Annotated in this window: 23 protein-coding genes and 5 pseudogenes; 12 read left to right on the top strand and 16 right to left on the bottom strand. The window is 59.7% G+C overall.

The genetic code is table 11. The features are described 5' to 3' along the window. Positions 1-291: 291 nt before the first annotated feature. Positions 292-714, bottom strand: a complete 423-nt coding sequence (locus OKW28_RS19865) for a TonB family protein (RefSeq protein WP_429448215.1) — start codon at positions 712-714, stop codon at positions 292-294. A 385-nt stretch (positions 715-1099) separates the two neighbouring features. Here OKW28_RS19865 and OKW28_RS19870 point away from each other — a divergent pair, with 385 nt between their 5' ends. The 6 genes and pseudogenes from OKW28_RS19870 to OKW28_RS19895 all read left to right on the top strand — a co-directional run. After that, positions 1100-1318 (top strand): hypothetical protein, encoded by a 219-nt coding sequence (locus OKW28_RS19870; protein ID WP_090811471.1) that lies wholly within the window; start codon positions 1100-1102, stop codon positions 1316-1318. 196 nt (positions 1319-1514) lie between these two features. Beyond that, positions 1515-1823, top strand: a complete 309-nt coding sequence (locus OKW28_RS19875; RefSeq protein WP_429448216.1) for a hypothetical protein — start codon at positions 1515-1517, stop codon at positions 1821-1823. 584 nt (positions 1824-2407) lie between these two features. Beyond that, positions 2408-3205 (top strand): alpha/beta hydrolase, encoded by a 798-nt coding sequence (locus OKW28_RS19880; RefSeq protein WP_429448218.1) that lies wholly within the window; start codon positions 2408-2410, stop codon positions 3203-3205. 3 nt (positions 3206-3208) lie between these two features. Continuing rightward, positions 3209-3580 carry a hypothetical protein gene (locus tag OKW28_RS19885; protein ID WP_429448220.1) on the top strand — a complete coding sequence of 124 codons (372 nt, stop codon included), beginning with the start codon at positions 3209-3211 and terminating at the stop codon, positions 3578-3580. A 71-nt stretch (positions 3581-3651) separates the two neighbouring features. Beyond that, positions 3652-5031, top strand: a complete 1380-nt coding sequence (locus OKW28_RS19890) for an IS4 family transposase (protein ID WP_429443705.1) — start codon at positions 3652-3654, stop codon at positions 5029-5031. 214 nt (positions 5032-5245) lie between these two features. Continuing rightward, positions 5246-5351, top strand: a pseudogene (locus OKW28_RS19895) (DDE-type integrase/transposase/recombinase); the annotation flags it as partial. Between the two features lie 1003 nt (positions 5352-6354). On the opposite strand, the gene OKW28_RS19900 reads toward OKW28_RS19895, so the two are convergent. Continuing rightward, the gene (locus OKW28_RS19900; RefSeq protein ID WP_429448222.1) at positions 6355-6975 is read right to left on the bottom strand and encodes a phosphatase PAP2 family protein; all 621 of its coding nucleotides are present in this window, start codon (positions 6973-6975) and stop codon (positions 6355-6357) included. A 955-nt stretch (positions 6976-7930) separates the two neighbouring features. Between OKW28_RS19900 and tnpC the strand changes: the two are divergent. Next, a pseudogene (gene tnpC, locus OKW28_RS19905) lies at positions 7931-8806 on the top strand (IS66 family transposase); the annotation flags it as partial. A gap of 100 nt (positions 8807-8906) precedes the next feature. Here tnpC and nirD read toward each other — a convergent pair. Genes nirD through OKW28_RS19945 form a run of 8 tightly spaced genes read right to left on the bottom strand, consistent with a single transcriptional unit; the run spans position 8907 to position 15394 of the window. Then, positions 8907-9227: a nitrite reductase small subunit NirD gene (gene nirD, locus OKW28_RS19910; RefSeq protein WP_090811477.1), complete on the bottom strand. Its 321-nt coding sequence runs from the start codon at positions 9225-9227 to the stop codon at positions 8907-8909. Between the two features lies 1 nt (position 9228). Then, positions 9229-9597: an SUF system Fe-S cluster assembly protein gene (locus OKW28_RS19915; protein WP_429448223.1), complete on the bottom strand. Its 369-nt coding sequence runs from the start codon at positions 9595-9597 to the stop codon at positions 9229-9231. Between the two features lie 8 nt (positions 9598-9605). After that, a complete protein-coding gene (gene sufU / locus OKW28_RS19920) occupies positions 9606-10061 on the bottom strand; it encodes a Fe-S cluster assembly sulfur transfer protein SufU (RefSeq protein WP_429448225.1) in 456 nt (151 codons plus the stop codon). Then, positions 10058-11311 carry a SufS family cysteine desulfurase gene (locus tag OKW28_RS19925; RefSeq protein ID WP_429448226.1) on the bottom strand — a complete coding sequence of 418 codons (1254 nt, stop codon included), beginning with the start codon at positions 11309-11311 and terminating at the stop codon, positions 10058-10060. The genes sufU and OKW28_RS19925 overlap by 4 nt, the downstream gene beginning before the upstream one ends. Further along, positions 11308-12630: a Fe-S cluster assembly protein SufD gene (sufD, locus tag OKW28_RS19930; protein ID WP_429448228.1), complete on the bottom strand. Its 1323-nt coding sequence runs from the start codon at positions 12628-12630 to the stop codon at positions 11308-11310. Before sufD ends, OKW28_RS19925 begins: the two co-directional genes overlap by 4 nt. Continuing rightward, entirely contained in the window at positions 12627-13418 is a 792-nt protein-coding gene (gene sufC, locus OKW28_RS19935) for a Fe-S cluster assembly ATPase SufC (protein ID WP_429448230.1), read from the bottom strand. Before sufC ends, sufD begins: the two co-directional genes overlap by 4 nt. A 27-nt stretch (positions 13419-13445) precedes the next feature. Continuing rightward, positions 13446-14894: a Fe-S cluster assembly protein SufB gene (sufB, locus tag OKW28_RS19940; protein ID WP_429448231.1), complete on the bottom strand. Its 1449-nt coding sequence runs from the start codon at positions 14892-14894 to the stop codon at positions 13446-13448. After that, the gene (locus OKW28_RS19945) at positions 14891-15394 is read right to left on the bottom strand and encodes an SUF system Fe-S cluster assembly regulator (RefSeq protein ID WP_429448233.1); all 504 of its coding nucleotides are present in this window, start codon (positions 15392-15394) and stop codon (positions 14891-14893) included. The genes sufB and OKW28_RS19945 overlap by 4 nt, the downstream gene beginning before the upstream one ends. Positions 15395-15655: 261 nt before the next feature. Here OKW28_RS19945 and OKW28_RS19950 point away from each other — a divergent pair. From OKW28_RS19950 to OKW28_RS19960, 3 genes and pseudogenes are all read left to right on the top strand, one after another. After that, a pseudogene (locus OKW28_RS19950) lies at positions 15656-16348 on the top strand (transposase); the annotation flags it as partial. A 664-nt stretch (positions 16349-17012) separates the two neighbouring features. Then, positions 17013-17435, top strand: a complete 423-nt coding sequence (locus tag OKW28_RS19955; RefSeq protein ID WP_429448235.1) for a DUF4148 domain-containing protein — start codon at positions 17013-17015, stop codon at positions 17433-17435. A 155-nt stretch (positions 17436-17590) separates the two neighbouring features. After that, positions 17591-17989 carry an RcnB family protein gene (locus tag OKW28_RS19960; protein WP_429448237.1) on the top strand — a complete coding sequence of 133 codons (399 nt, stop codon included), beginning with the start codon at positions 17591-17593 and terminating at the stop codon, positions 17987-17989. A gap of 208 nt (positions 17990-18197) precedes the next feature. Here the strand turns inward: OKW28_RS19960 and OKW28_RS19965 are convergent. The 6 genes and pseudogenes from OKW28_RS19965 to OKW28_RS19990 all read right to left on the bottom strand — a co-directional run. Then, positions 18198-18623 (bottom strand): annotated as a pseudogene (locus tag OKW28_RS19965) (IS6 family transposase); the annotation flags it as partial. Positions 18624-18718: 95 nt separating this feature from the next. Then, positions 18719-18991 carry a group II intron maturase-specific domain-containing protein gene (locus tag OKW28_RS19970; RefSeq protein ID WP_429448239.1) on the bottom strand — a complete coding sequence of 91 codons (273 nt, stop codon included), beginning with the start codon at positions 18989-18991 and terminating at the stop codon, positions 18719-18721. A gap of 41 nt (positions 18992-19032) precedes the next feature. Beyond that, positions 19033-19365, bottom strand: coding sequence for a reverse transcriptase domain-containing protein (locus tag OKW28_RS19975; protein ID WP_429448241.1), 333 nt, complete (start codon positions 19363-19365; stop codon positions 19033-19035). Between the two features lie 192 nt (positions 19366-19557). Further along, positions 19558-19974, bottom strand: a complete 417-nt coding sequence (locus OKW28_RS19980) for a hypothetical protein (RefSeq protein ID WP_429448243.1) — start codon at positions 19972-19974, stop codon at positions 19558-19560. Positions 19975-20343: 369 nt separating this feature from the next. Then, positions 20344-20598: pseudogene (locus OKW28_RS19985) on the bottom strand (IS6 family transposase); the annotation flags it as partial. A gap of 217 nt (positions 20599-20815) precedes the next feature. Continuing rightward, positions 20816-21748 carry a LysR family transcriptional regulator gene (locus OKW28_RS19990; protein WP_429448244.1) on the bottom strand — a complete coding sequence of 311 codons (933 nt, stop codon included), beginning with the start codon at positions 21746-21748 and terminating at the stop codon, positions 20816-20818. A 189-nt stretch (positions 21749-21937) separates the two neighbouring features. Here OKW28_RS19990 and OKW28_RS19995 point away from each other — a divergent pair, with 189 nt between their 5' ends. After that, on the top strand, positions 21938-22738 hold the full coding sequence (locus tag OKW28_RS19995; RefSeq protein ID WP_429448245.1) for a putative hydro-lyase: 801 nt from the start codon (positions 21938-21940) through the stop codon (positions 22736-22738). 150 nt (positions 22739-22888) lie between these two features. Further along, on the top strand, positions 22889-24196 hold the full coding sequence (locus tag OKW28_RS20000; protein WP_429448246.1) for an MFS transporter: 1308 nt from the start codon (positions 22889-22891) through the stop codon (positions 24194-24196). Positions 24197-24205: the final 9 nt, after the last annotated feature.

Raw genomic sequence — 24205 nt, forward strand, 5'->3', positions numbered from 1 at the left:
AGGACAAGTGCAAGAGCAAGAATTCTCTCATGACCGTCTGGCCTGCCAGCCTCTATAGCAAGTTTTCCGGTCATTCCTGAACGGCAGTTATCCGACCTGGACCGAACGCCCTATGACAGAGTATTTCCTCATGCTGAATGACTGGTTCGGGCCGTCTACTGCCCGATACGCTTGACGGATTGACTCAGGGCGTGAAACAGCCCCTCACTGAACCGCTTAGCAGACGTTCCAAATTTGCGTCTGCATCAGAAAGACGCCGTGGACGGCTACCCGTGCGACACGATCCTCGGTTCAGTTCGCATGGACGGGCCTGTAGACCCAATCGCGAATACGGTGAAAGGTGCGAACAACAAGATTCAATCTCAACGGCATACCTTGGGGAGGTTTGGGCAATCCCACATTTTTTATCGCTTCCATGCAATCATTATCGTACCTTGAATCACCACTTGAGGTCTTCACGGTAATTGATAACACGTTACCTTCGGCGTCGATCTCCACGGGAAAAACAGCGTCAGTGGCTTTGTCGCCGTCAGTCACCAAGGCATTCGTGACGGGCAATATCCGCTTCCGAACCGCGAGCGCGTACTCCGACATGGCCGCTGCGGAAGGTTGCGAGGCGCCATGCTGCGGTACCGATCCATCAGGTTCAATTGGGCGGCAAGGACCGCTTAGCAGCATCGCGGTAATCGCGAGCAGGACTGATTCTTTTCTCACGACTATCTGTTCTCTTTCCAGTCAATACTTGATGGTGGCGTCTCGCCAGATGGAACGTTGCATCGGGCCCGCTTTGTGGTGTTTCGGAAGAGATATTACCCCGAGCACTGGCCCTATATTCGTTGAGACAACACGATTGGCAATCGATGCGCACCCGTATTCGGATGGAGCGTTCCCATGCGAATTCTCGTTGCTGTCCTGCTCTCGCTGGTCAGCGAGCCTTGCTGTTACTGCCTACGATGTACATATCATTCTTAAAGCGTTTTGGGCCGAAGAGTCGCAGCCCCAATTCATCTTGGCGGAGTGACAGAGCGACCTTGGCGGTGACAACGAGGTCCACCTCGTCCAACGCGACGACGATTAGGGCAATCGTTTGGAGACAGCCATGCATTTCGACTACCAACAATTCCACATCGACGCGTCACCTCTTGATGAAGGCGGCCGCTATTACGCTCGCGCAAAGATCTACCGGCGTGCCTCGGCGAGTGGCGATGCCGTCGAGGTAAAGTATTCGGGTGACCTCGGCGATTATCCCTCCGACGCGGATGCTATTGAGGCGGCGCAGCGTTGGGCGATTCAGTGGTGCGACGAGAACTCCGCTTAGGCTTCACTATCCAGGTCCAGGCTGTCCCGGAGTATTCGCCGCACCCAGCAGACATCCGGTTCGGGGGCACGCGTCAGGCGAGAGCGATACGTGCAGCAAGGGCTGACAACGGCCCTCACGACCGATCCTGCTGATCCCCGGCAAAAGAAGCGGCGCATAATGCACACATCCCTTTGTCAGGACGATGGAGGTAGACGTGACAACTTTTGCTATCGACGCCGTTCGCATCAACCCGACGAACGACAGGTTTACCCATGTGCGCTGGGCTCCCGTCGATCCGTCGACGCGTGAATGGCTGTCCCCCCCTGCGATTGTGGAGGTGGTCGAAGTCGTCGCCGCGATCCGTCGGGGAGATGTTGTTTGGTCCCTTTTTACGCTTGGTGGCACACGGTATCTCGGGCCAAAAATTGTGTCTGTCTCTCACACCGACGGACACGCCGGCATCGACACGGATCTCCCTGGCGATCATGTCGAAAAATGCATTGACGATTTGCCGCACCTTTGACGGCATACCTTTGAGGCCGTCGGCGATCATCGTGCGCATCGTTTCTCGGCAAGCGAAAATTCCCGGGGACTGTGAAAGGTCTGGATCGGGTCGGTAAGACTCGTTGATGGACAGAGAGAGCTGACATTCGCCGACGCCAGTTTGTAAAAGTCAGCAAAGCGACCTGCTGCCGCCGCACGCTGCCCGATCGGCAACCGACCGCTATGGCCGACGTGTACGCGACGATTATCAGGCAGGTCTTCTGGAGAACCAGCCATCCGGATGACGGCTTTGAGGATAAGGGGTCCGGATTCGCCCGATGAGAGGTGCGCCAAAAAGCGGGCGCACGAGCCGGGACGTAGCATTGTTTCGCACGGCTAGCGTCGATCGCACTCGATTTCAGTCTGTTCTGGGCTGCTTCGTACGGACCAACCCCGCGCCTGGTCGCGTCGCTCGGAAAATATCGAGGGTACAAGGCAGAGAGATACTCTCCGTACCATAACTTAGACGCCCACATCCTGACGACACGCCTGAATATGAGCGGTGGCGACTGCGCGCTAAACTGGGTGTGCTAGCGACAAGATCGGTGGGTCGAGCTCAAGACGATGAATTTCACCCGGATGATGGTCCGCTTCGCCTTCGTGTGCATGATCGTGCTAGCCGGAGTCGCCATCTTGCAGGATCGTTTTCTCTACTTCCCTCAGAAAGCCACCATCGAGGAGGCCGCCTCCGGCGGACTGCGCGCCTGGCCAACACCTGAGGCATTCCGGGGCCTCGTGGCGGAGCCGGCCGGGTCCGCGCGCGCCACGGTCATCGTCTTTCATGGCAACGCGGGGCATGCCGGCCACCGCTGGTTCTATGCCGCGGCGCTCACCCGACTCGGGCTGCGCGTGATTCTCGCCGAATATCCAGGCTACGGGCCGCGCACCGGTGCATTAGGCGAAGCGAGTCTGGTCGACGATGCTCAACAAACCATCGCGCTCGCCCATCGCCTCTATGGAGCGCCGCTGCTGCTCATCGGCGAATCGCTTGGGGCCGGCGTGGTGGCTGCGGCCGGCTCGCGTGAACGCGACAAGATCGCAGGCATGATGCTCATCACGCCATGGGATCGGCTCGAGCACGTCGCCGCTTATCACTTTCCGTGGCTGCCCGTGAGGTGGCTGCTGCGCGACCGATACGACAGCGTGACCCATCTGGCGTCGTTCGGCCGGCCGGTTCTCGTCGTGGTTGCGGAACGCGACAGCATCGTCCCTACGCGCTACGGTGAGGCGCTTTACAACTCGCTTTCCGCACCGAGAAAACTCATGGTGGTGAAGGCGGCTGACCATAACGACTGGATTGGCCACGTCGACGAAACCTGGTGGCGGGAGGCGACCGACTTCCTTCTCACGCCTTTGCATTGAAATATGAAGACGCCACCGGTCTCGTTTAGCTCGGAGCGCATCTATGTTCTCGATGCGAAGAACAGGCCTGTCGAGGTGTTCGACCACGGCGCGTGGTCGCGCTGGATGACGGAAAACGAACTGATCTTCCGCCGCACACTGCTGGACGACTACGGTGTAACGGTCACGACCCGCTTCCGTGGTGTGTCCAAACCGAAAACCGGGGAGGCTTTGCTGTTCGTGACGCGCGTCGCCGGAATGCAGGCGCAAGACAACAGGAGCTCCGGAGCAAGTACGCTCGATGAGGCGCTGGAGCAGCATGAGCGCATCGTGCAGAAAATCCTCCGGATAATGACCTCAGGATTACCCATAAGTCGCTCGCGACTGTGCGATTGAAGGGCGATGGCTTGTAAACGGTGACGACCGATGTTAACTTTGATCCGGTTCGTGATCTGTGATGTCGGGCATTGTCGGACACATCTGACCTTGATGATTGGGCAAATGAAGAGTTTGGCGCCGCCGAGCTCGGCGACGCTCGCCTGACCAGACGGCTCGTGACGCTGGCACGCAAGCTTTCGTTGGGCCCACATTGCTCTTTTCCGCAGTCGTTCAATGGTTCGGAGCTGAAGGCGGCATATCGTTTTTTCGACAACCCGCACGTGGATGTCGATGGCGTGCTGGGTGGGCACATCGGTCAAACGCTGTGTCGTATGCAACAGGTGCCAGTCGTCCTTGCTGTTCAGGACACCACCGAGTTCAATTTGTCTCATCTGCGGGCAACCGAAGGTCTGGGATATGGCTCCGATCCACATGTGCGTGGTTTCCTGATACACAGTCTGCTTGCGCTCACGCCAGAGGGGCTGCCACTCGGGGTGATCGGGATGAAGACCTGGATACGCAGGCACGAGGAGTTGGGCAAGAAACATCTGCGTGGGCAACGAACCGTACAACAGAAAGAGAGCGCGAAATGGCTCGAAGGCATCGAGCAACTGGGCGTACTCAAGACGCACTGTCCGTGCACGCATGTCATCGGCGTGAGCGACCGTGAAGGCGATGTCTATGACGTGTTCCTGGCGCAGCGGCCTGCCGGTGTCGACTGGTTGGTGCGCGCGTCGTGGAACCGACGCGTTGCTCACCCCGATCGATATTTGTGGGAAACCGTGCTGGCCTCGCCAGTGCTTGGAGAGGCGCAACTGCAGGTGCCTGCACGCGAAAACCGCCAGGCACGCACCGCACGGCTGGTTGTGCGCTGCATGCCCGTACGCCTTCGTCCGCCGCAAAATCGTCGTCGCGAGAAGCTTCCCGAAATTGAAGTGTTTGCAATTCATGCACAGGAAACGAACTTAGACGAAGGAGCAGAGCCATTGGAATGGCTTCTACTGACTTCGGTGCCTACGCAAACACACGCAGAGGCCCTCGAGCGTCTTGCATGGTATGCGCGCCGATGGACGATTGAATCGTGGCATCGTGTGCTTAAAAGTGGCTGTCGCATTGAAGCCCGCCAATTTGGCAATCTCGATCGATTCGTCCGCGCCACCGCATTGTTCGCCGTCGTAAGCTGGAGGATCCTGTACTCCATGTTGCTTGCCAGGCTTGATGGCAACCTGCCATGCGAAGTATTGCTGCAGCCAATCGAGTGGCGAGCCCTCTACTGTCGTACGCATGGCAGTACCGAAATACCTGATAAACCGCCGTCACTCGCGCAGGTCATCTTGTGGATCGCCAGACTCGGCGGATATCTCGCTCGAAAGCATGATCGTCCACCTGGTCCTACCGTCATCTGGCGTGGATTTCTTGTCCTGCACGAAATCACGATGATGTACCGAATATTCAGGCAAAACGAATAGCACCATCACATTACTTGTGGGTAATCCTGAGGGATAATGACAGGGCGGTGACCATCACAGCACGACGATTATGCGGAACCGTAACCCCAGGGAGTCGTCCATACATGGTGCGAACGGCGCAAGCGAATCGGTTAGAGTGTCCTGCTGAACGAATAGAGAGCCGTCGTGGTGTGTCGATGAAACGTAGCTGAAGATCCGCGGCAGGTGAGTGTAGCTCTGCCGGGCGGTGAATCGGGCCGGCCAGACAGTTGACTTCGTGCTACGTGCAAAGCGCGACGTGAAGGCGGCCAAAGCCTTTTTCAGGAAAGCTCTCAAACATCAGGGCAAGCCGCCGAAGACCATCCCACTGGATGGCTATGCCGCCTCACAACGCGGTGCGTGAGATGAAGGTTCGATCCTCGAAAAATCTCAATAACCTGATTGAACAGGACCTACCTGTCTAGCCGTGAGGAAACCGATGAGCGGCGAATTATCTGTGGGCTTTACGAACCCTCATTGTCCGATGACGTCGAAACGCTCCTCGGCGAAATGAACTTGGGGAAAACTTCAAGAAGGTCTTGTACATAACCGCTGCAGGAAAAGCAGTCGATCACACGACCCCGGGCTTCGATCGCGCTTATTCGGCCGCAATGGACATTTCCCGACAAACTTTTGCATTGAAGGCGCGCGTGGCCGAACGGGCGCGCCATTATCGATCGGTTGGCTGATTCATCATCGGTCCTCGTCGCGCTGAGCGCTTAGCCTTGTTTAGCGCCGCCGTTTACATAAGATCAAATCCACTGTGACGAGGGGCATACCATGGCAATCACGCAAGCAGGCGTCGGCGCGAATGCCGGATGAACGGTTATCGCCGCCATCCGCCTGCCTGGGTTCCGCCCGCGCGTCCCGGGTTCATCCCCGACAACCCACTGCCACCTGTCACCCCGTCCGGGCTTCCGAGTGGCGACCAGAGCAGTGCGGACATCCAGGCCGGCGTCTTAAGGACAGTAGGTCGGCCATAGCTGACATTCAGGAGTGGGCCTTGGTCGGTCAGCTTCAGGACACTCTCCGGCCGTTCGCTCCTCAGCGGTCGTGAGCGACTCGTCTCGCCGTCGCCAACGCGTACTTCCGACCCCTTTCGGTCCTTCGACGCAACGTGGTTAAATCGTCAGGTCTGGAGGGCGGATTCAAACGGCCATTCCATCGCGATGACGGTTCGCGATGCTGGATACGGGTGGTTGCGAGCAACTCTCCGCGTCGAGCTTACGGAGCGTTGTTCAAACGAGGTCAGGACGTCGCCGTGCCGACACCTGCACGCCAGTCACGTCCGTTTCGCAACCAGACCTAGAACCGCTTCGCGAAGCCTACCGTTAAACCGTGCGGGAGAATCTGCACGAACAGGGGTGTCTGCCATGTCGTGCTCAAGTATCCTACCGCCGTGCCCAGCGCCCAACCGGCGAGAACGTCGGTCTGCCAATGCGCCTGGCTTTTCACGCGCGCGATCGAATCATAGAGCGGCAACACCTCGAGTGCCCAAACCCACGGATCACGCCGGCCATAGTTGACGATGAACGGCGTTACGAAACTCGCCTGAAGGGTGACTTCACCACTGGGAAAACTCTTTCCGCCGCTGAACCATTGGTTCGGTCCCTGGCCAGCGCTGGGCCGCTGGCGACCGAACGCATACTTCATGCCTTGAGCAGCAACCGCCGATATCGCCGTAGCGTCGGCCGTTTGCCAGAATGTATGGCCCAGTTCGTTGTCGTTCCCAAGCCACAGAGCCCCACCCGCCGTCGTGGCTATCACGGCGTATTCAAGTGCGAGTTGAACATTGCGGTTCCATATGCCGCTCTGATCTAGCGCGACTTCGTGATCGATCCCGCCGGCATACGCGCCCGAAAAAGTGAGCGCCGTGATTGCGGCGGCTCCACACCGTCTCCCTGTCACCCTGATTCCAGAAGTCATCGATCTCATTTTCGCCCTCGCGCAACAGTGTGGCGAAAGGTTCGCGTAACCAACTTTCTGCAGTTACTTTAAGACGCAACGCGAACGACGATCGCGGCCCGCACCATGATCGCCATGGATCATGGTGGCGACGATCGAAGGCAACTTCAGTCCGCCCCGGATCTATTCAAACCTTCCGATGCTTCACTTGGCGCCTCGATGCGTAACCGCCCGCAGGAGGAACTGCCGTCAGCGTACCAACGTGACGGGATGCGCAGCATGGTGGTCGAATACGGTGAAACACATGTTGCACAAGATCGTACTAGACCGATCTGAAGGAAACGTTAAGACCCGAAACGTTTCCAATACTTAGGGGGCTAAGCCATGTCACGTCAGCATCGAATTGATCGTGCCGGGCATATTCTCGCGATGGAACCAGAGGCGGCTTGAAAGGTCCTGTTAGCGCGGCACTTAACAACATGTCGAACCAATGTCGTCGGGTCCGGATCTCTGGTTTACCCAGGCCTGTAGCTGCCTATGAAATCCCCAAATCCATGAACAGGATGGCCTGTCAGCATGAGTGCTTACGCCGCTAGACCGGCCTCAAGAGAAATGGCTGGTGTTGAAATGGAAGAGACATTCGAGTGGACCGGTCGCCGAATGGCCCAATGACGGGAGATGGCCGGTCACTGCTACATGCAATTGACATACGCAGCCCCAACTTCGCAAGGCTGCGGCCGGCAGCGCGCGTTAAGAATGGAATCAACGTCCCCACCCGCCAGTGGGATGACACAGGTAGCGAATCCGCGCAGGCGGACGGTCCCAGAGATACCCAACCGGGAGAAGATGACACCTTCCCGCGGCAAACCGGAGGATCCGAGATGAGCTATACAACGGTCGGAGTAGATATCGTGAAGAATGTGATGCAGATGCACTGGCTCGAATCAGAAACCGGTGAAGTCATCAATAGGTCGATCAAACGCTGCGCCGCTATACGGTGGCCGCCACCAAACTGCACGCGGATGACACGCCGATCCAAGTACTCTCGCCGGGCAACAGGAAGACCCGCACCGGTCGACTGTGGGTCTACGTGCGCGACGATCATCGCTCCGGCTCGAGGCAACCGGCTGCGGTCTGGTTCGCCTACTCGCCGAATCGGCAAGGCATCCATCCTCTGACCCATCTGGCCGACTTCAAAGGGATCCTGCAAGCGGACGCTTACGCGGGCTTCGACGAACTGTTCCGCGATGGCTCGATACGCGAGGCGGCATGCCATGCCCACGCGAGAAGAAAGTTCTACGAGATCCACGTGCGCACGCCGTCCGACACAACGCAAAAGGCGCTCGAATATATTGGCGGGCTCTATGATATCGAGGCCTCCATTCGCGGCAAGCCAGCGGCCGAACGGCTGCGAATACGGCAGGAGAGAGCCAGGCCACTGCTTCAAATCTACGAGGCGTGGCTCAGGGCAAAGCTCGAAACGCTGTCGTCCAAGTCCGATGCAGCCAGGGCAATCAACTACTCGCTGAACCAGTGGAGCGCACTGACGCTGTATTGCGAAGACGGTACGCTCGAAATCGACAACAACATCGCGGAGAACGCGCTGCGTTGTGTCAGCCCGGGTCGGAAAAATTTTTTATTCGCCGGCTCAGACAGCGGCGGCGAACGGGTAGCCGCGATGTACGCACTGATCGGAACTTGCGCACTGAATGACATCGATCCGCGCGCCTATCTGGACTACGTGCTAATCCACATCGCCGATCACAAAATCAATTGCATCGACGAGCTCCTGCCTTGGTGTGTGGCCAACAAACTGCACACGCGAGCCAGTCCGCCGAATCCCGCCACCTGACCGCCAGCTCCAGTTCGCCATCATGCCTCACACGCGCGCGAATGGACGAACGGCCCAGCTGAGCCGCTTACTGAGAACGAGAGCCGGTCGACAGCGCACCTCAATCCCACCGCTCGTCACGCACCTGAACGACGCCCGCCTCGATCCGCACCGGAAACGCCACCACATCCTCATATGCCGGCGGCGCCAGCACCTTTCCGGTCCTGATGCAAAATCGTGCACCGTGGCGCGGACAGACGACCACGTCGCCTTCCACCACACCGCCAGTCAGGATGCCGCCGTCGTGCGGGCAGACATCCTCGATTGCGTAACAGGTGCCGTCGACGTTGAACACAGCAACCTGCGCGCCATCGACCTCGACGCTGCGAACAGACCCGGCCGGAAAATCCCCGATCGCGGCCACATCGACCCAGTCGGACATGTCAAAGCATCCCCAATTGCAGGCGCGCCGCATCCGACATCCGGTCTCTCGACCACGGCGGATCCCACACCAGTTCAACGTGCACGTCGTTCACTCCGCTCACCGAGAACACCGCATCCTCCACCGTCGCCGGGAAGGTCTGCGCGACCGGGCAGCCGGGCGCGGTCAGCGTCATGCGGATCCCAACGCGGCCTTCGGCTTCGTCCACGTCAAGACCGTAAACAAGCCCCAGATCGTAGATGTTGACCGGAATCTCCGGGTCGAACACGGTGCGCAGTGCATCGATCACGCGTTCTTCAAGACCTTCTGTTGTCGTGCCACTGCCGGGTTGTGCGGCCTCGGTGCGCTTCAGCCAGTCGAATGTGCTCATCGTCTGCCTCACTCTGTCGAAACGGGGCGATGCTCGTCGTGCAGCGCGGCGTGGAGCGTATGCCAGGCCAGCGTCGCGCACTTCACACGCTCGGGAAATTCACGTACACCGGACAGCACCGCCAGCTTGCCCATCTCCGGCGCGGCTGTCGCCTGCCCTGCAGCGGGTGTTGTCACCATGTCGTGAAAGCGCCCGAACAGCGCTTCGGCCTCTGCTTCCGTTTTGCCTTTCAGCGCCTCGGTCATCAGCGACGCTGATGCTGTCGCAATTGCGCAGCCCGCGCCTTCGAAACTCGCTTCTTTGACGATGCCGTCCTCGATTCGCAGATAAAGCGTAATCCGGTCGCCGCACAGCGGGTTATAGCCCTCAGCCGTGTGATTGGCGCCGGACAGTCCATGACAGTTACGCGGCCGCCGGTAGTGGTCGAAGATGACTTCCTGATACAGGTCGCGCAGATCGCTCATTTTCCGAATATCTCCCTGACCTTTCCGAGACCTTCGATCAGCGCGTCGATATCCTGGTGCGTGTTGTAGAGGGCGAGCGACGCGCGCACGGTCGCCGGTACGCCGAAGCGCTGCATCACCGGCATCGCGCAATGATGGCCCGCACGCACCGCAATGCCGTGATGATCGAGAATCGTGCCGACATCATGGGCATGCACGCCGTCGAGCACGAACGACAGAATGCCTGCCTTGTCGCGTGCGCTACCGATAAAACGCAAGCCCGGTATCACCCGCAGGGCGGCCGTCGCATAGGCGAGCAGTTCGTTCTCGTGCGCGGCGATTACTTCCATGCCGATGCTGTCGACATAGTCGAGCGCCGCGCCCAGCGCAATCGCGCCGGCAATGTTCGGCGTACCCGCCTCGAACTTCCACGGAATCGCGTTGTATTCCGTTTTCTCGAATGTTACCGATCGGATCATGTCGCCGCCGCCCTGCCATGGCGGCATCGCTTCAAGCAGTGCGGCCTTGGCGTATAGCACGCCAATGCCAGTCGGTCCGTACACCTTATGCCCGGACAACGCGTAGAAATCGCAATCTATCGCGCGGACGTCGACCGGCAGATGCGTGATTGCCTGTGCACCATCCAGCAACACCGGCACGCCCCGCGCGTGTGCCGCTGCAACGATGCGCTCCACCGGATTGATGCTGCCGAGCGCGTTGGCCAGATGAGTCATCGCGACCAGCCGCGTACGTTCACTCAACAAACGCTCATACGCGTCGGCATCGAGCGCGCCCGTATCGTCGATCGGCACGACTTTCAGCGCCGCGCCCGTCTGCTCGCAGACGAGCTGCCACGGCACAATGTTCGAATGGTGCTCCATCGCGCTAATCAGGATTTCGTCGCCGGGCTTGATTTGCGGGCGAGCATAGCTCTGGGCGACGAGATTGATCGCTTCGGTCGTGCCACGCACGAACACGATCTCCTCCGGACGCTGCGCATTGATGAAGCGTGCAATCTTCGCGCGTGCGGCCTCGAATGAATCGGTCGCGCGCTGCGACAGCAGATGCACGCCGCGGTGCACATTGGCGTTGCTATGCCGGTAGTAAGCGTTTTCTACGTAGATGACCGAGGCGGGCTTTTGCGTTGTGGCGCCATTGTCGAGATAGACCAATGGCCGGCCATGCACGCGCTCGCCCAGAATCGGAAAATCGGCTCTCCAGTGCTCGACATTGCGCGGATCGGGCGTCTGCATCTGTTCGATCGGCTTCATAGCAGCTCCCTGATGCGCTCGCCTTCCGGGGTGCGCGCGAACAGCAGGTTTTCGAGCCGGCCACGCAGCGAATCGATGCGCACACGTTCGACAATGTCGCGCGCAAATGCGTATGTCAGTAGCGCCCGCGCCATGCGCTCTTCGACGCCTCGTGCACGTAAATAGAACAGCTGGTTGTCGTCCAGTTGACCGACCGTCGCGCCGTGTGTGCATTTCACGTCGTCGGCGTAGATCTCGAGTTGCGGCTTCGTGTCGATCTCCGCATCGCGTGACAGCAGCAGGTTGTGATTCGCCTGATGCGTGTCCGTTTGCTGCGCATCGCGATGCACGATGACGCGTCCGTTGAACACGCCGCGCGCAGCGCCGTCGAGCACGCCGCGATAGTATTCGCGACTCGTGCCGTGCGGCTCAGTATGATCGATGCGCGTGTGGTGATCGACGTGCTGCCGGCCCCCGACGAAATAGAGACCGTTCAACGTCGCTTGCGCGTTCGCGGCGTTCAGGCTTGTGCCGATACCAGTGCGCGACAACGCGGCGCCGAACGCGAACGCATGTGAGGTAAAACAGCTGCCCCGTTGCTGCGCAGCGGCGACCGACGCGATATGAAAAGCCTTCTGGCCCTCTTGCTGCAACCGGTAGTGCTGCACGTCCGCCTGCTCGTCTGCGACGATGCGGGTAACCGCATTGGTCCAGTACGCGTCGCCGCTCAGCCCTACAAAATGCTCGACGATCGTGCAGCCCGAGCGTGCTCCTGCAAGCACGACATTGAACGGCTGCACCGCAAGACCCGCTTCGTCGGTCAGGAACAGGATCTGCAGCGGTTGATCGATGACCTCGCCAGGCGGCAGCACGATGGCAAACCCATCCGTCATAAACGCCGTATTTAGCGCGGCAAAGCCATCTGAATACGCCTGCGAGGTGAATGCCGATTCCAGTTGTTGTGGCATTTCTCTCAACGCCCGTGTGAGCGAGCCCACAAATACCCCGTGTGGCAAACCATTCAGTTTCGACGGCCGCGGCACATGCCGACCGTTGACAAAGACCAGTCGATTCGCGGCAGGGTCCAGCTTGAGTTCATCGATGACGTGCCGCACGTCGCTATCGTCCGTGCGTTGTGCCTTGAAATGCCAGGGACGCTTGCCAATCGCCGACACGTTCGTGTATTTCCAGTCCTCGTGCCGCGTGGTCGGCAAACCCAGCGCGTCGAACTGGTCGAACGCGCTTCGGCGCGCGGCACACAGCCATGGAAACTCAACGCCGGGCAACGTCTTCGCGAGTTGCCCAAACTGATGGAAATAGTCGAGAGATTCGTTTTTCATGGATGTCCCGCACTTTCCTGGCTCGCTCTCTTTTCTGGTTGCACCGCTTCATCGTCGATCCAACCATAGCCTTTACGCTCCAGCTCCAGCGCCAGTTCACGGGACCCCGACTTCACGATCCGGCCATTCGCCAGCACATGCACGCGATCCGGCACGACGTAGTCCAATAGCCGCTGATAGTGCGTCACGAGCACGATCGCCCGTTCTGGACTGCGCATGCTGTTGACGCCCTGCGCGACAATCTGCAATGCGTCGATGTCGAGTCCGGAATCCGTTTCGTCGAGAATGGCGAGCCGGGGCTCCAGCACGACCATCTGCAGAATCTCGTTGCGTTTCTTCTCTCCGCCGGAAAACCCTTCGTTCACGGCGCGATACAGCAGACTCTCGTCCATCTGCATCAGCGTTATCCTCTCCTTGACCCGTTGCAGAAACTCCATCGCATCGAACTCCGGCTCGCCACGATACCGCCGCTGCGCGTTCAGCGCCGCCTTCAGCAGATAAATGTTGCTCACGCCGGGTATCTCGACGGGATACTGGAACGCGAGAAACAGTCCTTGGTGCGCGCGCTGCTCGGGTGCAAGCGCCAGCAGATCGCGGCCGAGATACGAGACCTCGCCGCCCGTGACAGCAAAGCCCTCGCGCCCGGCCAGCACCTGGGCAAGCGTGCTCTTGCCCGAGCCGTTCGGGCCCATGATCGCGTGCACCTCGCCGGCCTTTACACTCAGATCGATGCCATGCAGAATTTTCTTGCCGTCGACTTCGACCTGCAGATTGCTGATTTCGAGCATGTTCCGAATCCTTCGAATCGCTGTGGGTTATCCCACGGCGCCTTCCAGACTGACGCCGAGCAGCTTTTGCGCCTCGACAGCAAACTCCATCGGCAGCTCCTTGAAGACCTCCTTGCAGAAGCCGTTCACGATCATCGACACCGCATCTTCCTGCGACAACCCACGCTGCCGGCAATAGAACAACTGGTCTTCGCCGATGCGTGATGTCGATGCTTCGTGTTCGACCTTCGCGGTCGGGTTCTTGACCTCGATGTAGGGGAATGTGTGAGCGCTGCAACGGTTTCCGAGCAAAAGCGAATCGCACTGCGTGTAGTTGCGCGCGCCTTCCGCTGCACGGCCAACCTTCACGAGGCCGCGATACGCGTTCTTTCCGCGGCCAGCCGAAATGCCTTTCGACAGAATCGTGCTGCGCGTATTGCGGCCGACGTGAACCATCTTCGTCCCGGTATCGGCCTGCTGATAGTGGTTGGTCAGCGCCACCGAATAGAATTCGCCGACCGAGTTATCGCCCTGCAGGATCACGCTCGGATACTTCCACGTAATCGCCGAGCCGGTTTCCACCTGAGTCCATGAAATCTTCGAATTGGCCTCGCGGCAGTCGCCACGTTTGGTCACGAAGTTGTAGATGCCGCCCTTGCCCGACGCATCGCCCGGATACCAGTTCTGCACCGTCGAATAGCGGATCTGTGCACCTTCCAGCGCGACCAGTTCGACCACAGCGGCATGCAGCTGGTTTTCGTCACGCATCGGCGCGGTGCAGCCTTCCAGATAGCTCACGTACGCGCCTTTGTCCGCGACGATCAGCGTGCGCTCGAACTGCCCGGTATTCTGTGCGTTGATACGAAAGTAGGTCGACAGTTCCATCGGGCAGCGCACGCCCGGCGGGATGTAGCAGAACGACCCATCGCTGAACACGGCGGAATTGAGCGCAGCAAAGAAATTGTCGGTGTGCGGCACGACCGAGCCGAGATACTTTCGCACCAGTTCGGGATGATGCTGTACGGCATCCGAGAACGAACAGAACACAATGCCGAGTTCCGCCAATTTTTCGCGGAACGTAGTCGCTACCGACACGCTGTCAAATACCGCATCCACCGCTACGCCCGCCAGCAGTTCGCGCTCCCTCAGCGGCACACCCAGCTTTTCGTAGGTACGCAGCAGCTCCGGATCGACTTCATCGAGACTCTTCGGACGATTCTTCTGCGTCATCGGCGCGGAATAATAGATAATGTTCTGATAATCGATCGCCGGGTGTTCGACCGTCGCCCAATGCGGCTCGGCCATCGTGAGCCAGTGTCGATAGGCCGCGAGTCGCCATTCGAGCATGAACGCCGGCTCGTCTTTCTTCACCGATATGAGCCGGACCACATCCTCGCTCAGCCCGCGCGGAAGCGCATCGGCCTGCAGATCAGTCACGAAACCGTGCTGGTATTCGCGTCTGATCAGTTCTTCGAAACCGGTTGCGGATGCGCTCATGCGTGGCCTCGGTCAATCGACTTGCGCGCAGGCGTCGCGCCCGCGCGATGGGTGGGGATACTACGCGCGCGGATCGCGTTGATATCGACCGCGCGCAAGGTGGGGCCCGCCATGTCCGCCAGCGTGACCTGCTGCAACGCTTCGTAAATCAGGCGATTGACCTTCTGCCAGTTGGCGCGCACTGCGCACGCCGCCTCCTGGATACACAGGCCTGGCGTAGTGCTGCATTCGGTCATCCCGATCGGGCCGTCGACGACGGCGATCACCTCCGCCAGCGTGATCCGCGCGGGCGGCCGCGGCAGCAGGTAGCCGCCGTTTGTGCCGCGCAGCGACTCCACGACACCACCGCGCGTCAGGACTTTCAGCACCTTTGACACCGTAGGCCTCGCGACGCCGGTCGTCGCAGCAATGCTGCTTGCGCTGTGGACGGCATCGGGATCGCGCGCCATCGCGGTCATGATCACCGTGCCGTAATCGGCAAGTTTGCTCATGCGCAACATCGGAACATCTCCCGTTTTAATCAGGACCCATTTGGTCCAGATTACATCGAAACGAAAACCGCACGTTTGGAGTGAGCGACACTGTCCTGTGTGGGGATTCCTGGCCACGTCGCGAATCGCTTTCCGTTTGGGGAGAAGTATTTCGCGAACGGCCCAACGCCGATTTCATTCTAGACCTGTATATATAACCTTGTCAGTGTATTGGTCTTCGTGACGGACCGCTCTGGCGAGCCACGCTCCATCGACCGCAAGCAAGAAGTGATGGAAGTGTTGACGGGACCGGAACGCCGGCGGCGGTGGTCAGCGGAAGAGAAGCTGGCGATGGTGAGAGAGAGTTTCGAGCCGGGCAAGTCGGTCTCGATGGTTGCACGCCAGCACGGCGTGAATCCGAACCAGCTGTTTCACTGGCGCACGCTGTATCAGGATGGCAGCCTGTCGGCTGTCAGTACCGGCGAGGAAGTCGTACCAGCGTCGGAGCTGAGCGATGCGCTGAAGCAAATCAGGGAACTCCAGCGACTGCTCGGCAAAAAGACAATGGAGAACGAGATTCTCCGTGAGGTGGTGGAGGTGGCGAAGTCGCGAAATGGATTGCGCGCTCACCCTCATTGCCGGGGGACGAGCAGTGAAGCAGGTCTGCGACGTTCTGTAGCGCGCTCAAACGTGGCGGCAAGGCTTGCACGTCCAGCCGACTGGCAGGATGGACGCAGCGCCAGGAAGATGGACGATGCCGGGCTGGTCGAAGAAATACGGCTGACCGTCACTGACCTGCCGAGCTATGGTTATCGCCGGGTCTGGGGTATGTTGCGTCGGCAGCGGGAGAACCAGAGCGCGGCCCCCGTCAATGCCAAACGGGTGTACCGGGTAATGCGCGTTCACGGCCTCCTGCTACAGCGCAAAGCGCTCCCTCCACGCCCGCAGCGCCGGCATGATGGCAAGGTCGCGGTGGCGAAGAGCATTACAACGAGCAGCACCCTCATAGCGCGCTGAAGTACCGCTCGCCACGCGAGTTCAGGCGCAGGACCGATTCATCAACTCAGGTGTGAGGCGGTGTCCGGAGGTACAGGGGCAAACCAATCCAGAATATCGAAAACTGATTTAAAAGCCGGAATCCGCGTGAAGGATGCGCGATGTGCATCGCCTATCTCGGCAGAGGCCCGCCGCATAGTACTTTGGGCTGTTGTGGCATCCGGACCCATTGGGGCTACTGCCCGATCTTTCTGGCGATTGTGGTTGTGTGGAGTGTTGAGCAGGATGCGCGGACTGAATGTCGAACGCGCCCATTGCCCTCGGCCTACGTGTTCAGCGCATACATGAAAGCCCGGAATCCACGGTCACCGTTGCCAGTTGTCGCTGTCGGATGAATAAACCCCGTCAAGTTTCGGACGTTTACCGCTAACGATGACAGCCCCTTTCGTCCGTGCCTGCGTGAGATTGCCCTTCAAGGCGTACAGGCAATCAACAATTTTGCGCCGATAAATTCTGATTATTTCATTTTCAGAAAAAGTATTTTACAAAGTAGGCGTTTACCCTAATTTACTATCTCATTACACTTGTCTTACGGATTGAAAGCGCGCGCAAACTTATAGCGCCCAACCGACAAACCAAGGAGGTAGTAACCATGAAACCCTTCGTTAAACTCGCCGCCTTTGTGGCTGCCATCGCCTTCGCTGCGCCGATTACGGTTTTTGCCGCCGCAAACGTGGCAGCAAACCATCCACTGACCCGCGCGGAAGTCCGTGAGCAACTGGTCGAGATCGAAGCGGCGGGCTATAACCCGGCCCGTGCAAACCCGCGCGAATATCCGGCGGACATCCAGGCTGCTGAAGCCAAGGTTGCTGCCCACCACGGGGGCCCGTCCGGAGTAAACGGCAGTCACCCGGTGACCGTCGTGGCAATCAGTGAAGAAGTGATTGAGATCGATAGCGCTGGCAACACGTCCGGAGTGGGTGGCGTCCTAAGCGGCTCGTCCGCAGCGGGCGGGCATGCCTACAAGAGCGAAGCAGCTCGCACCGGCCCGGGCTCGGTCTACTTCGGTCACTAACCGGCTGACAGGCGACTGACCCACCGTCCGCCTGTCTTTCCATAGAAGTGCGCAGAAACACTGCGCGACCCACATCTACACCAACTGGCTCGGGAAACATAGTCGCCGTCAAACGCGACTGTTTCATTTCAATCACTTCTTCTGTCGAAGCAGCCATGAAATCAAAATTACTCGCACACTTCATGATCGCCGCCCTCCTTGGTGCGTCGATCCCCGCTTTCGCCCAGCCTCACGACAATCAGCACCACAATGACTGGTCGGCGCACGGCCCGCAACAACACGACATGCGTCCGCCGCCCGGTCACAATCATGGTCCCATGCCGCACGAGGCCTATAGCGGCCGGCCGGGCGGCCCGATGCCGCATGCCGACTGGCGCCACGGCGATCGGCTTCCGCCTGAATACCGCGATCACAACTACGTCGTCGACGACTGGCGCGGCCACGGACTGCAACCGCCGCCGCGAGGCTATCACTGGGTTGGGGTGAACGGAGATTACGTGCTCGCCGCTATCGCAACTGGCATCATTGCCGACGTCCTGTTCTCCGGCCACTAACACCGGCGGCAACAATATCAACGGGTTCGATTCATCCACGCAGGCGGCGGCCGCGCACTATTTCGACGAGCAGCCGCGATTCACGCCGTTCAATTGGGTTCGCTCTACTACGCGCCACGCTGCATGATTACCCCAATATGCGCTACGGGGCGGGTTCTGTCGCGATAACGATTACAGCTTGAACAAAGCGTGATATCAGTAGGACTATTTACGCTGCCAACGAATTGAATTGCTCGGCTGCAGTTTTGATGTCGCGCTCGTCCTGCATCTGCCCTTTGCGAATCATGTGCATCAGCTCGATGAAGGACAGAATAATGCGCGCGCACCGGAAACCCTTGAAACCCATCAACGGCGTGACAATGCGCTTGACGGCTCGATGGTCCTGCTCGATGACGTTGTTCAGGTACTTGTTCTGCCGGATCTTGATTGGCGTTGGCCGGTCTGCGTTGAGCGCTTCGAGCGCGGCCAGATTGGCACCACTCTTGTCCACGGTGACAGTCTCAGGTTCACCATTCCGGGCAATTGCCTTCTCGAAATACCGGCGCGCAGCGGCCTTGTCACGATGGGCGCACAACAGGAAATCGACCGTGTTGCCCTCCCCGTCGACGGCCCGGTACAAGTATTTCCAGTGGCCTTAGATCTTGATATAAGGGTGAGTAGACCCAGGGGAATTGCGCCCCGAGTCTCTCGCAGAACCGTGCGTAAACCCCTCGATTTACACGGCTCCCGTTATCCAACCTGTCCCCCCGGATACTGCCAGTGCGCGAACTCTCGCGGGTACGCCTTCTTCATCTTGCGCAACCACTCTTCACTGCACCGTTTGTGCCGTCGCAGTGTTTTGTACTTGCGCCGAACCCAGCGCACAAGCTTTCGGTCGAGATACCGACTCAACTCATGCATGGCTGTCCGATAGAAAGCCCCGTAGTAGTTCCACCAGCCACATATCGTGGGATTACATTGCTGGGCGAGTTCGAACAGTGATTTCGACGTTTGGCGCTGCAACCGCCACCCCCCGCGCCACCTGTCTCATCCGTTTCAGGGCGTCAGAACTGACGCCAGGTACAAAGCTGGTCGAGACCTGCCCGTGCCTGGTCAACACCCTTCGCGCACGAAACTGAAAGCCCAGAAATGTGAAGGTCACATTCGCTAGGTTTGGGTGCGACTTCTGTCCTTGCAATACACGATCTTTGACCCTTTTCAGGATGCATCGTCAGCCCACACTCCGTCAGCCGCGAGGCTATGGCGTGCATGACCTCTTGTGCCTGCTCCTGGCTGCGGCAATGGACTACCGCATCATCGGCATAGCGTGCAAAGGGACATTTCGGGAAGTGACGCTGCATCCAGGCGTCAAACGCATAGTGCATGAACAGATTCATCAGGATCGGACTGACCACTCCCCCTTGCGGGGTACCGCGATCCCGCCCCGCTGCAAGCGGGTACCCTGTGCAGTTTCGAATGGTGCAGTCAGCCACCGCTCGATGTACATCAGGATCCAATCCTCTTCGATGTGCTTGCGTACCGCCTTTAGCAAGAGGCCATGATCGATTTGATCGAAAGCCGCCTTGATATCAAACTCCACCAGCCAGTCGTACTTCCAGCACCGTTGTCGGGTGATGGCGACCGCCTGTTTGGCCGATTTCCCAGGCCGGTCGGTATCCATACGAATCTGCATGGAATACAGGGTCGAGAATCGGTTCAATGAGGAGCTTGACGGCGGTCTGCCCCACACGGTCACTCACGGTGGGCACGCCCAACTTACGAATACCGCCCGATGCCTTTGGAATCTCCACTTGCTTGACCGCCGGCGGGAAGTACGACCCCGACGACATTCGGTTCCATAGCTTGTACAGATTCTTCGACAGGTCCTGTTCGAACATCGCGATGGTTTCATCATCGATGCCGGCAGCACCTCGGTTGGCCTTCACTCGCTGGTACGCCTCCCAGATCGTTCGCTTGGCAATGTCATAAGGTTTCGTTGATGTCATGTCACTCCTCCCCGACAAGCGGGTTGGTGACCTTCGTCAACCGGGTAACGCTGCCCCTTCGCTCCACCCTCATTACAAGGGCTTCAACACTACTACGGGCAGCTCCGCCCCTCGTTGCAGCATCGGTATTCTTCCTCATGGTGTTAGCCATTTGTCATTTCCCTTTCCATCCGCAACAAGGTTCTCACGTTCCATACCGAAGCCTGTATGAGCTCATGCCGCCTCTACGCCGGCGTTCCCACATCAATGCCTTCTGGCTTTCGCTGTAATAGATCCGGCGCCTCTGTTTCATTTGCAACACTCCCGCCGCTCATGCGACGTTCATTGTGTTGCATCGACCGGTTGAATCCGCCCTTGTGTTCATGACACACTCTCGTCGACTCGCCACGACTGACCGGCTGTCGTGGCCAACCGATTCCAGCGTTTGACGAACTCCGGCGTGAAGCGCTTCACCCAACGCATGATCGTCGTGTGCGCCATCGACAGACCGCGCTCATCCATCATTTCAGCGAGATCTCGAAAACTGAGCTTGTAACATAGGTACCAGCGCACGCAAAGGACACTAACTTCGCGATCGAAGTCGCGCCCGTTGAACAATCCGTCAATGTCTTTCAGCTTACGCATTGGCTCGCGCTCGTCAAAAACTCGAGCGTAACAGACCAGCGCATCCCAATTGCACCACTACCTCTCAATGCAGAGAGCGACTTGTGCGACTGGCCTGAAGGGCTCAGACTGCTCCATTTATTGGACCAGGATCGACGAAGTCGTCAACGATCTGGAGCGCGGGGTCGAATGACTCCTTGGGTCGCTTGCCGCCTCCAGAGTCCGCAAGAGCCGGGCTCTATAGCCGCTCGATCAAGCGTCGGTCTCCCTGCTCGCAGTATTCATGACACGCCGCACGTGCCGCGTTCGCTGCGCCGTGCACGAACAGCGGCGCATCCGCGCGTCGGGACATCGACACGACGATGGACGGCGGCGAGGGCTGCAGCGGCAGTTCGACCACCTCGCCTCGCGCGATCAGATCATCGACGAACAGACGCGGAATTGCCGCCACGCCGAAGCCATCGCGCACGAGTTGCACGATCACCGAAATCGATGGCGAACCCGTAATGCGCGTATCCGCGAGCGGCACGCCGTTGGCGAGTGCGAGCTTGCTGACGATGTCCTCCAGCGCGCGATGAGGCGCCGTCCCGCGCCCGAATGTGAGGATCGGATGACGCAGCACGCGTTTCGCCAGTCCGCTGCGCGAAGGCGGTAGCAGCCCCGCGCGCGCAATCCAGTGCACCGGATAGTTCGCGAGCGCATCGCAGACGATCGATTCCTCGTCGCTGCCTTCCACGCGAACGATGAGATCGAGTTCGCCCGCCATCAGACGCCGCTGCAGCACCACGCTCACGTCCACCGCAAGCTCCACTTCGAGCTGCGGATAGTCCTTCGAGAGCCGCCGCATATAGTCGGCAAGCCAGCTATGCACGACCGTCTCGATCACGCCGAGTCGCAACCTGCCGCGCATCGCGCCTTCATGTGACGCGGCGGCCTGCAACTGGCGCGTCGCCTCGACCACGGCCTTCGCGTAGCCGAGCAGATATTCGCCGTTCGGCGTGAGCCGAAATTCCCGGCTCTCGCGATCGACGAGCACGGTATGCAATTCGTCTTCCAGTGCCTTCAGGCGCTGCGAGATCGCCGCCGGCGTGGCGTGAAGCGCGGTCGCCGTAGTGCGGAAACTGCGCAGCTTGGCAAGCGTGACGAAAGTTTCGAGGAAGCGCGTATTCATCAGTCAAAGGTGGGCAGTGCAACGGGAGCAAACCGCTCCAAAAATCTCAACGTGACTCGGGAAAACCCGCGATTCCGTTAAGAAATTCTATTCACCTGGCGCAAAGAAAACTAGCTGGCGTCAAATTTTCTTCTTTTCTATGCTTCGCCTGACGGTAGGCAAGACGCATCGCCCACCGCAGACAGTCCGATGCAACCGCCAGAGCACGCCAAGACCATGACTCCATCCGAATTCCGCCAGGCCGTCCGTCACCGCGACTTCCGTGGCCCGACGGCCGGCCATTGCGGCGACTACGCGCAAGCCAATCTCGCGATCCTGCCCGCTGCGCACGCGCACGATTTCCTGCGCTTTTGCCATGCGAATCCAAAGCCATGTCCGCTGCTCGGCGTGGGCGAGCCTGGCGAGTTCCGCGTGCCGATGCTCGGGCGCGACATCGACATCCGCACCGACGTGCCCGCGTACAACGTCTATCGCGACGGCAACCTGAGCGAGCGCGTCGAATCGATCGAAGCGCTCTGGCAGGACGATTTCGTCGTATTTGCAATTGGCTGTTCGTTCTCGTTCGAGCACATGCTCGCGAAGGAAGGCATCGGCCTGCGCCACGTCGAAGAAGGCCGCAACGTGCCGATGTACCGCACCCGCATCCCCAACCAGCGGGCGGGCGTGTTCGGCGGCGAACTCGTCGTGTCGATGCGGCCGCTGCGCGGCGCCGACGCGATCCGTGCCGTGCAGATCACGAGCCGCTTTCCGGACGTGCATGGCGCGCCCGTGCATATTGGCGATCCAGCGGAACTCGGCATCGTCGATCTCGCGCGCCCCGAGTTCGGCGAGCCGGTGACGATCCGCGCGGGCGAACTGCCTGTCTACTGGGCTTGCGGCGTGACGCCGCAAACGGCACTGATGGCCGCGAAGCTGCCGCTCGCGGTTGCGCACGCGCCGGGCCACATGCTGATGACGGATATCACTAACGCGTCGCTGGCTATTTTCTAACCGTCCCGGCGGCGCGCCGCGCCGTCGTGCAACAAGCGATTCACAGCACCTTGAAGCCATCGGGCCGCGCGGCCCGGAGGGAATGACGCATCCCCTACGTTCGTGCGTGGCTTCGATCGTTTCCCATGCGTCTATCCATAGGAGCAGCAGATGGACAGCAAGACACTCACGGCGAGCGTCGACGATGCCGCCGACATGAAGTCAAGAACGGGAAGCCCGCAGCTTTCCTGGTATGCCGAAGCCGGTCCGCACGCGCGTCGCGCGTTCTGGAGTTGCAAGGTCGGCTACATGCTCGACGGCATGGACACGCAGATGCTTTCCTTCGTCATCCCGACGCTCGTCGCTACCTGGGGCATCTCGCTCGCGGACGCCGGCTTTATCGGCACGTTGACGCTGCTGTCCTCTGCGCTCGGCGGCTGGATTGCCGGCATTCTTTCCGATCGCATCGGCCGTGTGCGCACGTTGCAGCTCACCGTCTTGTGGTTCGCCGTGTTCACCGGCCTATGCGGCCTCGCGCAGAACTATGGCCAGTTGCTCGCGGCTCGCGCGTTGATGGGCTTCGGCTTCGGCGGCGAGTGGACGGCGGGCGCGGTGCTGATCGGCGAGGTGATCCGCGCGCGCGACCGCGGCAAGGCGGTCGGTCTCGTGCAGTCGGGCTGGGCGCTCGGCTGGGGCATGGCGGCGCTGCTCTACGCGGTGCTGTTCTCCGTGGTGGCGCCTGAAATCGCGTGGCGCGCATTGTTCCTGATCGGACTCGTCCCTGCCCTGCTCGTGCTCGCGATCCGCCGCTATGTGAAGGAACCTGAAGTATTCGAACAGGCCAGGGTTCAGCAGTACGACACTCAAGACACGCCGCGCTTCACTGAGATCTTCTCTCCCAGGCTGCTTTCGACGACACTGCGCGCCGCACTGCTTACGACGGGCGCACAGGGCGGCTACTACGCGATCACGACATGGCTGCCGACTTTCCTCAAGACCGAACGTCATCTCACGGTGATGGGCACGGGCGGCTATCTGGCGACGATCATCGCGGGCTCGTACGCGGGCTATCTGTGCAGCGCATGGCTCACGGACCGCATCGGCCGCAAGCCGAACTTCATTTTGTTCGCGCTGGGCTCGATGGCGATTGCCTTCGCGTATACCTCGTTGCCGCTCACGAATGCATCGATGCTGTGGCTCGGCCTTCCGCTCGGCTTTTTCGCGTCGGGCATTTTTTCCGGCATGGGCGCGTTTCTCACCGAACTGTTTCCGACCCGTGTGCGCGGCTCGGGCCAGGGGTTTTGCTACAACGTCGGCCGCGCGATCGGGGCGCTGTTTCCGGTGCTGATCGGCGTGCTGTCGAGCCGCTTCGGCCTGGGCACGAGCATCGGGATTTTCGCCGTGGCCGCGTATGGCGTACTGATCATCGCCGCGCTTACGCTGCCCGAGACGCGCGGTCGCGAACTCGAATCGGCCTGATTTTCACCT

Source organism: Paraburkholderia sp. 40 (assembly GCF_050434105.1).
Classification (GTDB): Bacteria; Pseudomonadota; Gammaproteobacteria; order Burkholderiales; family Burkholderiaceae; genus Paraburkholderia; species Paraburkholderia tuberum.